Annotated in this window: 12 protein-coding genes; 8 read left to right on the top strand and 4 right to left on the bottom strand. The window is 66.5% G+C overall.

Going from position 1 to position 12,658, the window contains the following annotated elements:
- The first annotated feature begins 13 nt into the window (after positions 1–13).
- The 7 genes from OC373_RS16555 to OC373_RS16585 all read left to right on the top strand — a co-directional run bounded on the left by OC373_RS16555 (position 14) and on the right by OC373_RS16585 (position 7,814).
- The gene (locus OC373_RS16555) at positions 14–1,279 is read left to right on the top strand and encodes an efflux RND transporter periplasmic adaptor subunit (RefSeq protein ID WP_019183646.1); all 1,266 of its coding nucleotides are present in this window, start codon (positions 14–16) and stop codon (positions 1,277–1,279) included.
- A 42-nt stretch (positions 1,280–1,321) separates the two neighbouring features.
- Positions 1,322–2,047, top strand: a complete 726-nt coding sequence (locus tag OC373_RS16560) for an ABC transporter ATP-binding protein (protein WP_019183645.1) — start codon at positions 1,322–1,324, stop codon at positions 2,045–2,047.
- 8 nt (positions 2,048–2,055) lie between these two features.
- Positions 2,056–3,360: an ABC transporter permease gene (locus tag OC373_RS16565; protein ID WP_070425988.1), complete on the top strand. Its 1,305-nt coding sequence runs from the start codon at positions 2,056–2,058 to the stop codon at positions 3,358–3,360.
- A 16-nt stretch (positions 3,361–3,376) separates the two neighbouring features.
- Positions 3,377–4,597 carry an FtsX-like permease family protein gene (locus tag OC373_RS16570; protein ID WP_046273141.1) on the top strand — a complete coding sequence of 407 codons (1,221 nt, stop codon included), beginning with the start codon at positions 3,377–3,379 and terminating at the stop codon, positions 4,595–4,597.
- A gap of 31 nt (positions 4,598–4,628) precedes the next feature.
- Positions 4,629–5,030, top strand: coding sequence for a PDZ domain-containing protein (locus tag OC373_RS16575; RefSeq protein WP_261998113.1), 402 nt, complete (start codon positions 4,629–4,631; stop codon positions 5,028–5,030).
- Between the two features lie 79 nt (positions 5,031–5,109).
- The gene (locus OC373_RS16580) at positions 5,110–6,450 is read left to right on the top strand and encodes a sigma-54 dependent transcriptional regulator (protein ID WP_261998114.1); all 1,341 of its coding nucleotides are present in this window, start codon (positions 5,110–5,112) and stop codon (positions 6,448–6,450) included.
- Entirely contained in the window at positions 6,447–7,814 is a 1,368-nt protein-coding gene (locus OC373_RS16585; RefSeq protein ID WP_070425990.1) for a HAMP domain-containing sensor histidine kinase, read from the top strand. The genes OC373_RS16580 and OC373_RS16585 overlap by 4 nt, the downstream gene beginning before the upstream one ends.
- 63 nt (positions 7,815–7,877) lie before the next feature.
- On the opposite strand, the gene glmU is transcribed toward OC373_RS16585, so the two are convergent.
- The gene (gene glmU / locus OC373_RS16590) at positions 7,878–9,242 is read right to left on the bottom strand and encodes a bifunctional UDP-N-acetylglucosamine diphosphorylase/glucosamine-1-phosphate N-acetyltransferase GlmU (protein WP_070425991.1); all 1,365 of its coding nucleotides are present in this window, start codon (positions 9,240–9,242) and stop codon (positions 7,878–7,880) included.
- Between the two features lie 85 nt (positions 9,243–9,327).
- Here glmU and OC373_RS16595 point away from each other — a divergent pair, with 85 nt between their 5' ends.
- Positions 9,328–9,711, top strand: coding sequence for a GtrA family protein (locus OC373_RS16595; RefSeq protein WP_019183638.1), 384 nt, complete (start codon positions 9,328–9,330; stop codon positions 9,709–9,711).
- Between the two features lie 84 nt (positions 9,712–9,795).
- Here the strand turns inward: OC373_RS16595 and OC373_RS16600 are convergent, their stop codons facing one another.
- The 3 genes from OC373_RS16600 to atpG all read right to left on the bottom strand — a co-directional run bounded on the left by OC373_RS16600 (position 9,796) and on the right by atpG (position 12,641).
- Positions 9,796–10,218, bottom strand: a complete 423-nt coding sequence (locus OC373_RS16600) for a F0F1 ATP synthase subunit epsilon (RefSeq protein ID WP_019183637.1) — start codon at positions 10,216–10,218, stop codon at positions 9,796–9,798.
- A gap of 115 nt (positions 10,219–10,333) precedes the next feature.
- Complete coding sequence (atpD, locus tag OC373_RS16605) at positions 10,334–11,740, bottom strand: F0F1 ATP synthase subunit beta (RefSeq protein ID WP_019183636.1); 1,407 nt, start codon at positions 11,738–11,740, stop codon at positions 10,334–10,336.
- Between the two features lie 37 nt (positions 11,741–11,777).
- Positions 11,778–12,641: a F0F1 ATP synthase subunit gamma gene (atpG, locus tag OC373_RS16610; RefSeq protein ID WP_019183635.1), complete on the bottom strand. Its 864-nt coding sequence runs from the start codon at positions 12,639–12,641 to the stop codon at positions 11,778–11,780.
- Between the last annotated feature and the right edge of the window lie 17 nt (positions 12,642–12,658).

Consider the following 12,658-nt stretch of genomic DNA (forward strand, 5'->3'; position numbering starts at 1 on the left):
GCGAACGAGCCCGATGATCCGCGACACTTCCGCCCAGGACCAGACCCTTTCTTCGCACGCCGCGCCCGCCCCGTGGAAGCGCTGGCTGTGGCCGGCGGTCGCCGCGCTGGTCGTGCTGGTGGCGATCGGCTTCGCCGCCCGCGCCTGGCTGGGGGCCAGCCGCTCCTACGACAGCGCCCGTGTCCGCATCGCCGAGGTCACCCGAGGCGACATGGTGCGCGACATCGCCGCCGACGGCCGCGTGATCGCCGCCAACAACCCGGTGCTGTATGCGATTTCCGCCGGCAACGTGAACCTGAAGGTCGTGGCCGGTGATGTGGTCAAGCAGGGCCAGGAACTGGCCGTGATCGACAGCCCCGAGCTGCGCAGCAAGCTGGCCCAGGAACAGGCCACGCTGGCCGGCCTGCAGGCCGAGGCAAGCCGCGCGACTCTGGATGCGACCCTGGCGCGCGCCACCGCGCAGAAGGACACCGACCAGGCCGTGATCGAACGCCAGGCCGCGGTGCGTGACCTGGAGCGCTACAAGCGCGGCTTCGATGGCGGCGCGGTGCCGCAGGTGGACGTGGCCAAGGCCGAGGACACCGTCAAGAAGAGCGACATCCAGCTCGAGCACGCCCGCAAGGACGCCATGCTCAAGGCCCAGGGCGCCGATCTGGATGCGCGCAACAAGCGCCTGCTGGCCGATCGCCAGCGCGCGGTGGTGACCGAAGTGGAGCGCCAGGTGGACGCGCTCACGCTGCGTGCGCCCTTCGATGGCCAGGTCGGCCAGGTGCAGGCGACCCAGCACACCAACGTGGTCGCCAATGCGCCGATCCTGGGCGTGGTCGATCTGTCGCGCTTCGAGATCGAGATCAAGGTGCCGGAGAGCTTCGCCCGCGAGCTGACGATCGGCATGCCTGCGCAGCTGACCGGTGGCAGCGGCCAGTTCGCCGGCGAGATTTCCGCCGTCTCCCCGGAAGTGGTCGCCGGCGAGGTCAATGCCCGCATCCGCTTCGCCGACAAGCAGCCGCAGGGCCTGCGCCAGAGCCAGCGGATGCAGGCGCGCGTGCTGCTCGATACCCGCCGCAACGCACTCAAGATCGAACGTGGCCCGTTCGTCGAACAGGGCAACGGCTACGCCTATGTCATGGATGGCAGCCATGCCGTCCGTCGCCCGGTCAAGCTCGGCGTGAGCAGCCTGGGTGAAGTGGAAATCCTCTCTGGCCTGCAGCCCGGCGACCGCGTCGTGGTGTCCGGCAGCGATCTGTTCGGCGATGCCGAGCGCGTCTCCATCAACTGATCCAGTCCCTTTCGATCCTCTCGACCCTCAAAGGAAACAGCCATGCTTGAAATGCGCTCGGTCGCCAAAGTCTTCCGCACCGAACAGGTGGAAACCCATGCTCTGCGGTCGCTGGACCTGCACGTCCGCGAGGGCGAGTTCGTTGCCGTGACCGGTCCGTCCGGTTCAGGCAAGACCACCTTCCTCAACATCGCCGGCCTGCTTGAAACCTTCACCAGCGGCACCTACCTGCTCGACGGCCAGGATGTCAGCCAGCTCGGCGATGACGCGCGCAGCCGCCTGCGCAACCAGAAGATCGGCTTCATCTTCCAGGGCTTCAACCTGATCTCCGATCTCAACCTGTTCGACAACGTCGATGTGCCGCTGCGCTACCGCGGCATGCCCGCGGCCGAGCGCAAGGAGCGCATCGAGCACGCGCTGGCCCAGGTCGGCCTGGGCTCGCGCATGAAGCACTACCCGGCCGAACTCTCGGGCGGCCAGCAGCAGCGCGCCGCGATCGCGCGTGCGCTGGCCGGCAGCCCGCGCCTGCTGCTGGCCGATGAACCGACCGGCAACCTGGACAGCCAGATGGCCCGCGGCGTGATGGAGCTGCTGGAAGAAATCAATGCCAAGGGCACCACGATCGTGATGGTGACCCACGATCCGGAACTGGCTGCCCGCGCCAAGCGCAACGTGCACATCGTCGATGGCCAGGTCACCGACCTGCTGCGCGACCCGGTGCTCGCCACGCCGCGCCCCGCGGTTGCCGCTGCCATCGCCAACGACTGAGGCCGGCCATGATCGCTTACTACTTCCGACTGGCCCTGCGCAGCTTCCGGCGCAACAAGGTGCTGACCGCGCTGATGGTGATCGCCATCGCGCTGGGCATCGGCGCCTCGATGACCACGCTGACCGTATTCCATGTGCTGTCCGGTGATCCGATCCCGCAGAAGAGCGACCGGCTGTTCAGCGTGCTGGTTGATCCACAGTCAGCGCTGGGCTATCAGCCTGGCGAAGAACCGGCCGACCAGTTGACCCGCTTCGATGCTGAGAAACTGCTGCGCGAGAAGCATGCCAAGCGGCAGGCGATGATGACCGGTGGCGGTGTGACCCTCGAGCCCGAGGGCAGCACGCTGCGCCCGTTCAACACCGATGCGCGGTATACCTCGAGCGATTTCTTCCCGATGTTCGATACGCCGTTCCTCTATGGCCAGGGCTGGAAGGAAACCGACGACGACGGGCGCGGTCGGGTCGCGGTGATTTCCAGCACGCTCAACCAGAAGCTGTTCCAGGGCGCCAACAGCGTCGGCAAGTCGGTCCGCCTCAACGGCAACACGATGACCGTCGTGGGCGTGCTGGGTGACTGGCATCCCAACCCGCACTTCTACGACCTGTATACCGGCCGCTACGGCGACAGTGAAGACGTCTACCTGCCCTTCTCCACGGCGATCGAGCTGAAGTTCGACCGCAACGGCAGCATCGACTGCTTCGGGCGCCGCAACGAGACCGACCCGACCGGTCCCAACGCCAGCTGCACCTGGATCCAGTACTGGGTGGAGCTGGAAAACCCGGGCCAGGCCGCGGAGTACCGTCGCTATCTGGAGAACTACTCCGAGCAGCAGCGCGCCGCCGGTCGTTTCGAACGCCCCAACAACGTACGGCTGCGCAACGTCATGGAATGGCTGGATTTCAAGAAGGTCGTCCCCGGCGACGTGCGTCTGCAGTTGTGGTTGGCAATGGGCTTCCTGCTGGTCTGCCTGATCAATACGGTCGGTCTGCTGCTGGCCAAGTTCCTGCGTCGCAGCGGTGAGATCGGCGTGCGCCGGGCGCTGGGTGCCAGCCGCGGCCAGATCTTCCTGCAGTCGCTGATCGAGGCCGGCACCGTCGGTCTGGCCGGCGGTCTGCTGGGCCTGCTGCTGGCACTGCTCGGGCTGTACGCGGTGCGCCAGCAACCGGTGGACTACGCCAAGCTCGCCACCCTGGATGGGCAGATGCTGCTGATGACCTTCGCGTTGACCCTGGTCGCCAGCCTGCTGGCCGGTTTCCTGCCGGCGCTGCGCGCCATGCAGGTCGCGCCCGCCATCCAACTCAAATCGCAGTAAGGATCCGGAGCACACCATGGATATCCGTCCCATCCTCTCCACGCTCCGCCGGCATAAAACCGCCGCATCGCTGATCGTGCTCGAGATCGCCCTGACCTGCGCCATCGTCTGCAATGCGCTGTTCCTGATCGGGCAGCGCATCGAGAAGATCAACCAGCCCAGCGGCATCGCCGAGACCGAACTGATCGAAGTCCGCCTGGGCGGCATCGGTCCACAGGTCAACGCCGTGGCGCGCACCCGCGAGGACCTTGCCGCGCTGCAGGCGTTGCCGGGCGTCAAGAGTGCGGTCACCCTGAACCAGATCCCGTTCCGCAACAGTTCCTGGAATACGAGCGTGGGCCTGGTTCCCGACCAGGAGCGCCCGACGCTCAGCGCCTCGCAGTATTTCGGCCGCGAAGGCGCACTGGATACGTTGGGCGTGGAGCTGATCGCCGGTCGTGATTTCCAGCCCGATGAGTACCGGGACCTGGAAGTCGTCAAGAATGACGAAGCAGCCGCGGACGAAGGCTCGGCCGTCATCGTGACCCAGGCGATTGCGGACAAGATGTTCCCCGGCGGCGATGCACTGGGCAAGACGATCTATAGCGGCTCCATGCCGCTGCGCATCATCGGCATCGTCAAGGTACTCGCCCGCCCGACCGCTCGCGAAGGCGATTCACAGTTCTCGATGGTCCTGCCACTGCGCACAACCTATGACGAGGGCTTCTACCTGATCCGGGTCACCGATCCGACCCGGCGCGACGAAGTGCTCAAGTCCGCGGTGGCGGCATTGGAGCGGGTGGATTCAAGCCGGTTGGTGCACGGCAAGTACACCTACGAGGAGCAGCGCAGGAAGTACTTCGCCAATGACCGCGCCATGGTCGGCCTGCTGATCACCGTGTGCGTGGCCCTGCTGGTGGTGACCGCACTGGGCATCGTCGGCCTGGCCAGCTTCTGGGTGCAGCAGCGCACCAAGCAGATCGGCATCCGCCGTGCGCTGGGCGCGACCCGCAGCCAGATCCTGCGGTACTTCCAGACCGAGAACTTCCTGCTGGCCACGGTCGGCATCGTGCTGGGCATGTTGATGGCCTACACGATCAACCTGTGGCTGATGAACAACTACGAGCTGCCGCGCATGCCCATCAGTTACCTGCCGATCGGTGCGGTGCTGCTGTGGCTGCTCGGCCAGATCGCTGTCTTCGGCCCGGCCCGTCGCGCCGCGGCCGTTCCCCCTGCCGTTGCCACCCGGAGTGCCTGAAATGCACCAGACCCATCCCCATAGCAAACACATGACCAAGACCAGCATCACGACCCTGCTGTTGTCCCTCCTGCTGGCCAGCGCACCTGCGCTGGCCGCCACCCAGACCGATACCGCACGCCTGGAGTGGCGTGACGCCGGCCACCATCTGGTGGTGGATGCCCAGGATGGCATCGTGCGCGTCACGACCACCGAGCCGAGCAGCTACTTCGGCGTGCGCAGCGGCGATCGGATCCTGCGCGTGGATGGCCAGCCCGTACGGCGCATGGCCGACCTCACCCATGCGCTGGTCGGCAACAAGGCCACCCGGGTTCCGGTGACCGTGCTGCGCAAGGGCAACCAGGTGACCGTCGATGTCGATACCGCCGCCTGGAGCGAGGTGCTGGCGGTACCGACCCCGCCGATTCCGCAGGCGCCCGGCACCGGCGGCTGAGGCCAGCCGCGCCGAGCCATCTGCCCGTTGGCCCGGCGCTCCGGTACTCTTGAACCCACTTCCGGTCCTTCGTTGCCGCATGCCCTCGATCCTGATCATTGACGACAACGCCAGCGTCGGCACCGCACTTAACGTGCTGTTCTCGCTGCACGACATCGACACCCTGCACGCGCTTTCTCCCGAGCAGGGGCTGGCCCTGCTGGAGCAGCAGCCGGTGGACCTGGTGATCCAGGACATGAACTTCACCGAAGACACCACGTCGGGTGAGGAAGGCGAGGCGCTGTTCCAGCAGATCCGCGCACGCCATCCGGACCTGCCGGTAATCCTGCTGACCGCCTGGACCCACCTGAGCAGCGCGGTGGATCTGGTCAAGGCCGGCGCGGCGGACTACCTGGCCAAGCCCTGGGACGACCGCAAGCTGCTGGTCACGGTCAACAACCTGCTGGAACTGTCCGAAACCCGCCGCGAACTCGACCGCCGCCGCGACCGCGAACAGCGCGATCGCTCGGCGCTGGAGGCCCGGTACGATCTGCGCGGTGCAGTGGTGGCCGACCCGGCCAGCGAGCGCGTGGTCAGCCTGGCCTGCCAGGTGGCGCGCTCGGCACTGCCGGTGCTGATCACCGGCCCCAACGGCGCGGGCAAGGAGAAGATCGCCGAGATCATCCAGGCCAATTCGCTGGTCGCCGGGGGCCCGTTCGTCGCGCTCAACTGCGGCGCGATTCCGGCCGAGCTGATCGAGGCCGAGCTGTTCGGTGCCGAGGCCGGCGCCTACACCGGCGCCAACAAGGCACGCGAAGGCAAATTTGAAGCCGCCGACGGCGGCACCCTGTTCCTGGACGAGATCGGCAACCTTTCCTCCAGCGGGCAGATGAAACTGCTGCGCGTGCTCGAGACCGGACGTTTCGAGCGGCTGGGCTCCAACCGCGAGCGCCAGGTCAAAGTCCGCGTGATCAGTGCGACCAATGCCGACCTGCCGGCGATGATCCGCGACGGCCAGTTCCGCGAAGATCTGTTCTACCGCCTCAATACCGTCGAGCTGGCCCTGCCGCCACTGGCCGAACGCCCCGGTGACATCCTGCCACTGGCCGAACGTTTCCTGGGCAGCGGCAAGCCGCTGTCCACCTCCGCCGCCACCGCCCTGCAGCGGCATCCCTGGCCGGGCAACGTGCGTGAATTGCGCAACGTGCTGCAGCGCGCCGAACTGCTGGCCAGCGGCCCCCGCATCGAGGCCGGTGACCTCAACCTGCCGCGTGCGGCCGCCCCGCGCGCGGCCAGCCCGACGGTGGACCCGGACCGCAGCCGGATCGAAACCGCGCTGGCCCACAACCACGGCATCATCGCCCAGACCGCTGCCGAACTCGGGCTCAGCCGCCAGGCGCTGTACCGGCGCATGGACCGCTACGGCATTCCACGCGAATGAAGCGGCGCTCGTTCACCTTCCGGCTGTTCCTGCGCCTGCTGCCGGTGCTGGCATTGGCGGCCGCCTTCCCGTGGTATCTGGCGTACTGGCTGGACCATGGCTGGGCGGTCACCACGATTTCGACCGTGGTGCTGATGGGTCTGATGTGGTGGAGCTTGCGCCGCGCGACCGCACCGATCCGCTCGCTGCTGCGCGCGCTGTCCGGCACCACCAGCAGCTATCGCGATGGCGAATACAACTTCGGCATCTACTGGCCTTCCAACGACGAACTCGGCGACCTGGTCCAGGCCCACCGCGAACTCGGCGATGTGTTGCGCGCACAGCGCCAGGACCTGGTCCAGCGCGAACTGCTGCTGGACACCATGGTGCAGAACACGCCGGTGTCGATGCTCCTGCTCACCCACGGGGGCGACGGCGTGCAGCGCGTGGTGTTCTCCAACCTGGCCGCGCGCAAGCTGCTGCACAGCGGCTGGAAGCTGGAAGGCCAGCGCATGCACGATGTCATGGCGGCGATGCCGATCGAGCTGCGCGACGCTATCGCCCGTGGCGGCGACAGCCTGTTCGCGGTCCGCGGCGAGGGCCAGGACAGCGACGATGAGCGCGACGAAGACGATGAGCAGATCTACCATCTGTCACGCCGCAACTTCCACCTCAACGGCCGCCCGCACGACCTGCTGCTGATCCGCCTGCTCACTGCCGAACTGCGCCGCCAGGAGGTACAGACCTGGAAGAAGGTGATCCGCGTGATCAGCCACGAGTTGAACAATTCGCTGGCCCCGATCGCCTCGCTCGCCCACTCCGGTGGCGAGCTGGTCCGGCGCGGCAAGACCGAGCGGCTGGAAGAAGTGTTCGGCACGATCGAAGAGCGCGCGCGGCACCTGGAAGGGTTCATCCGCGGCTATGCACGCTTCGCCAAACTGCCGCAGCCGCAGCTGCAGACCGTGCAGTGGAACCTGTTCCTGGGCGGGCTGCAGCACCAGATCCCGTTCCGCATGGCCGAGGTACCCGACGACCTGCACAGCCGCGTGGACATCGCCCAGCTGGGGCAGGCGCTGCTGAACCTGCTCAAGAATGCGCATGAAGCGTGCAGCGAAGCCGAACCGCCCAACGACGATGTCGAGGTCCGCCTGACCCGGCTGCCGCAGTGGTTGCGGCTGGAAGTCCTGGATCGCGGCAAGGGCATGAACGAGGCGGTGCTGCAGAATGCGTTGATGCCGTTCTACTCGACCAAGCGCAACGGCACCGGGCTGGGCCTGGCGCTTACCCGCGAGATCGTCGAGGCACATGGCGGCCGCATTTCGCTGCAGAACCGCCGCGAGGGCGGCCTGTGCGTGGCGGTGTTCCTGCCGGCCGACGCCCGGTAGTGCCGGCCGCTGGCCGGCACCGTCGCGGCCCGGGATCGGCTGGTTACCGGCCAGCGGCCGGCATTACTTCTTCGTGGGGCGCTTCCAGCCGTCGATGGTTTCCTGGCGTGCGCGCGCGACGGTCAGCTTGTCGGCCGGGGCGCCGCGGGTGATCACCGAGCCGGCGGCGACAGTCGCGCCTTCACCGATCACCACCGGCGCGACCAGCGAGCTGTTGGAGCCGATGAAGGCCCGGTCGCCGATGGTGGTCTGCGACTTGTTCACGCCGTCGTAGTTGCAGGTGATGGTGCCCGCGCCGATGTTGACCTTGCTGCCGATCACCGCATCGCCCAGATAGGTGAGGTGGTTGGCCTTGCTGCCGGCGCCGAGCACGACCTTCTTGGTTTCCACGAAATTGCCGACGTGCGAGCCCTCGGCCAGCACGGTACCCGGGCGCAGGCGCGCGAACGGACCGATCTCCGCCGCGCCTTCACTGATCACGCCATCCAGGTCGCAGTGCGGCTTGACCACGGTGCCCGCGGCCAGGGTGACATCCTTGAGCCGGGTGAACGCGCCGATGCTGACGCCGTCGCCCAGCACCACGCGCCCTTCCAGGATCACGTTGACGTCGATCTGCACGTCACTGCCGACGGTGACCGGGCCGCGGATGTCCAGCCGCGCCGGATCCAGCACGCGCGCGCCCTGCGCGCACAGTGCACGCACTTCGCGCAGCTGCCAGGCGCGTTCGAGCTGGGCCAGCTGCCACGGGTCGTTGGCGCCTTCGGCGTCCTGCGGGTCCTGCACGAAGGCCATCTCGGCCGGGGTGTAGTCACTCGCTGCCGCGGCAAAGATGTCGGTCAGGTAGTACTCGCCCTGCGCGTTGGCATTGGAAAGCTGGGACAACCAACGGCGCAGCGCGGTCGATTCGGCGGTGATGATGCCGGTATTGATGGTGCGGATGCTGCGCTGTTCGTCGCTGGCATCCTTCTGTTCGACGATCGCACCGACCTTGCCCTCGGCGTTGCGCACGATCCGGCCGTAGCCGGTCGGGTCGGCGACCTCGGCCACCAGCACGGCCAGGCGGCCCGGCTGCGACAGCAGGTGGCGCAGCGTCTCGCCGCGGATCAACGGCACGTCGCCGTACAACACCAGAACGGTTGCCGCATCCGGTACTTCCGGCATGGCCTGCAGCACGGCATGCCCGGTGCCCAGCTGCCGGCTCTGCTCTGCCCAGTGCAGGTCCGGCTGGTCCGCGAAGGCCTGCCGCACCGCCTCACCGCCATGGCCATAAACCACGTGGATCGCCTCGGGCTGCAGCTGGCGCGCGGTGTCGATGACGTGGGCGAGCATCGGGCGGCCGGCAATGGGCTGCAGCACTTTCGGCAGGGCCGACTTCATGCGCTTGCCGGCGCCGGCGGCCAGGATGATCACGTGCAGGGGCTGGGTCATGGGCAGATCACGTTCCGGGAATCGTAGAAGGGAATTCTAGTGCGCCGCTCGTTAACATGTGGGATTGCCCGCACCCGGATCGCACGTGAGTCTCCTCCGCCAAGGCAGCAGCTATCTCGTCATCGGCCTGATCCAGCTCGCGCTGGACTGGGCGGTGTTCGTGGCTGCCACCGCGCTGGGCATGCCTGCGGCACCCGGCAATCTGCTGGGGCGCGTGAGCGGCATGCTGCTCGGCTTCTGGCTCAATGGCCGTTACACCTTTGCCCGCGATGGCGAACACCGGCTGGGCTGGCCACGGTTCGTGCGCTTCCTGCTGCTGTGGGGCGTGCTGACCGCGATCAGTACGCTGCTGGTGACGCTGGCGGCCGAGCATCTCGGGCTTCGCTACGCGTGGCTGGCCAAACCCCTGGTCGAAGGTGGCCTGGCAGCGGTGTCGTTCCTGCTGATGCGGACGCTGATCTTCCGCTGAGCCGGCATCGCCGGAGGCAGGCAAAAAAAAACGCCGGCAAGCCGGCGTTTTCCCTTCGCGGATGGCGCCGTCGCGCCACTCCGCTCAGTGCTTGAGGTTCTTGCGCAGGCGCTCCAGCGCCTGCAGCTGGGCGGACACTTCCGCCAGGCGCTGCTGCGCTTCGGCCACTTCCATTGCTTCACCACGGTTGGCCAGGATGCGCTCGGCTTCTTCCTTGGCCTTGCGGACCGAGGCTTCGTCGATGTCCTGGGCACGGATCGCGGTGTCGGCCAGCACGGTCACGACCTGCGGCTGCACTTCGAGAATGCCGCCGGAGATGGCGAAGTCGATCTGCTCGCCGCTCGGCGTGGTCACCACCACCTTGCCCGGCTTCAGGCGGGTGATCAGCGGGGCGTGCTTGGGCGCGATGCCCAGCTCACCCAGCTCACCGGTGGCCACGACCAGGGTCGCCTCACCACGGAAGATTTCCTGCTCGGCGCTGACGATATCGCAACGGATGGTGCTCATGAAACTCTTCTCGCTTTAGGGCGGGCTGGCGCCCACCGCAGGATGTCCTCAGCGGTGGGCATGCGCCCACCCCGTGTGACGGGTCGGGACGGGCATGGCGCCCGTCCCCGCCGCATCAGGCCTTTTCAGCCATCTTCTTGGCCTTCTCGACCGCTTCTTCGATGCTGCCGACCATGTAGAACGCCTGTTCCGGCAGGTGGTCGTATTCGCCATCGACGATGGCCTTGAAGCCACGGATGGTGTCCTTCAGCGACACGTACTTGCCCGGCGAGCCGGTGAACACTTCGGCCACGTGGAACGGCTGGCTGAAGAAGCGCTCGATCTTGCGGGCGCGGGTCACGGCCTGCTTGTCTTCTTCGGACAGTTCGTCCATGCCCAGGATCGCGATGATGTCCTTCAGTTCCTTGTACTTCTGCAAGGTCTGCTGGACGCGCTGGGCGGTGTCGTAATGCTCGTTGCCGATGACCAGCGGGTCCATCTGGCGGCTGGTGGAATCCAGCGGATCCACGGCCGGGTAGATACCCAGCGAGGCGATCGAACGCGACAGGGTCACGGTCGAATCCAGATGGGCGAACGTGGTGGCCGGCGACGGATCGGTCAAGTCATCGGCGGGCACGTACACGGCCTGGATCGAGGTGATCGAGCCATTCTTGGTCGAGGTGATGCGCTCCTGCAGGACGCCCATTTCCTCGGCCAGGGTCGGCTGGTAACCCACCGCCGACGGCATACGACCCAGCAGTGCCGACACTTCGGTACCGGCCAGGGTGTAGCGGTAGATGTTGTCGACGAACAGCAGCACGTCCTTGCCCTTGCCGTTCTCGTCCTTCTCGTCGCGGAAGTACTCGGCCATGGTCAGGCCGGTCAGGGCGACGCGCAGACGGTTGCCCGGCGGCTCGTTCATCTGGCCGTACACCATCGCGACCTTGTCCAGGACGTTGGAGTCCTTCATCTCGTGGTAGAAGTCGTTGCCCTCACGGGTACGCTCACCCACGCCGGCGAACACGGACAGACCGCTGTGCGCCTTGGCGATGTTGTTGATCAGTTCCATCATGTTGACGGTCTTGCCGACGCCGGCGCCGCCGAACAGGCCGACCTTGCCGCCCTTGGCGAACGGGCACATCAGGTCGATGACCTTGATGCCGGTTTCCAGCAGCTCGGTGGCCGGGGACTGGTCTTCGTACGACGGGGCCGAACGATGGATTTCCCAGGTATCACTGGCAGCCACCGGACCGGCTTCGTCGATCGGGCGACCGAGCACGTCCATGATGCGGCCCAGGGTGCCTGCGCCGACCGGCACCGAGATGGCGCGTTCAGTGTTGGTGGCAACCAGGTTGCGCTTCAGGCCATCGGTGGAGCCCAGCGCGATGCAACGGACCACGCCGTCGCCGAGCTGCTGCTGCACTTCCAGCGTGATTTCGGTGTTGTCCACCTTCAGCGCGTGGTACACCTTCGGCACCGACTCGCGGGGGAATTCGACGTCGACGACGGCGCCGATGATCTGAACGATCTTGCCCTGACTCATTGCTGCAATCCTCTAATGTGTGCTTTGACTGTGCGCGTCAGACTGCTGCCGCGCCGCCGACGATTTCGGAGATTTCCTGGGTGATCGCTGCCTGGCGCGCCTTGTTGTAGACGAGCTGCAGGGTGCCGATCAGCTTGTTCGCGTTGTCACTGGCCGACTTCATCGCGACCATGCGGGCTGCATGCTCGGACGCGACGTTTTCCAGCACGGCCTGGTACACCAGCGACTCGACGTAACGCGTCATCACGTGCTCGAGCACGGTCGCGGCGTCGGGTTCGTACAGGTAGTCCCAGTCGTGATGCGCGACCTGCTTCTCAGCCGCCGGCAACGGCAGCAGCTGATCGAAGCTGGCCTTCTGCGTCATCGTGTTGATGAAGCGGTTGTAGACCAGGTACACGCGGTCGACCTTGCCTTCGGTGAACGCATCGAGCATCACCTTGATCACGCCGATCAGCTGTTCCAGGTGCGGCACATCGCCCATGTGGGTGACGGTGCCGACCATGTTGACCTTGACGCGACGGAAGAAGGTCGAGGCCTTCTGGCCGACGGTGACTACGTCGATCTCGGCGCCCTTGTCCTGCCACTGGCGCACTTCGCCCAGCATCTTGCGGAACAGGTTGTTGTTCAGGCCGCCCGCCAGACCGCGGTCGGAAGAGACCACGATGTAACCGACGCGCTTGACCTCGTCACGCTGGACCAGGAACGGATGCTGGTAGTCGGTGCTGGCCTGGGCCAGGTGACCGATCACCTGCTTCATCGCCTGCGCATACGGACGCGACGTCTTCATCCGCTCCTGCGCCTTGCGGATCTTGGAGGCCGAGACCATTTCGAGCGCACGCGTCACCTTGCGGGTGTTCTGCACGCTCTTGATCTTGGTTTTGATTTCGCGTCCGCTTGCCATCTCTTCTTCCCGTGGCG

This window comes from Stenotrophomonas sp. Ste96, assembly GCF_024519495.1.
Classification (GTDB): Bacteria; Pseudomonadota; Gammaproteobacteria; order Xanthomonadales; family Xanthomonadaceae; genus Stenotrophomonas; species Stenotrophomonas bentonitica_A.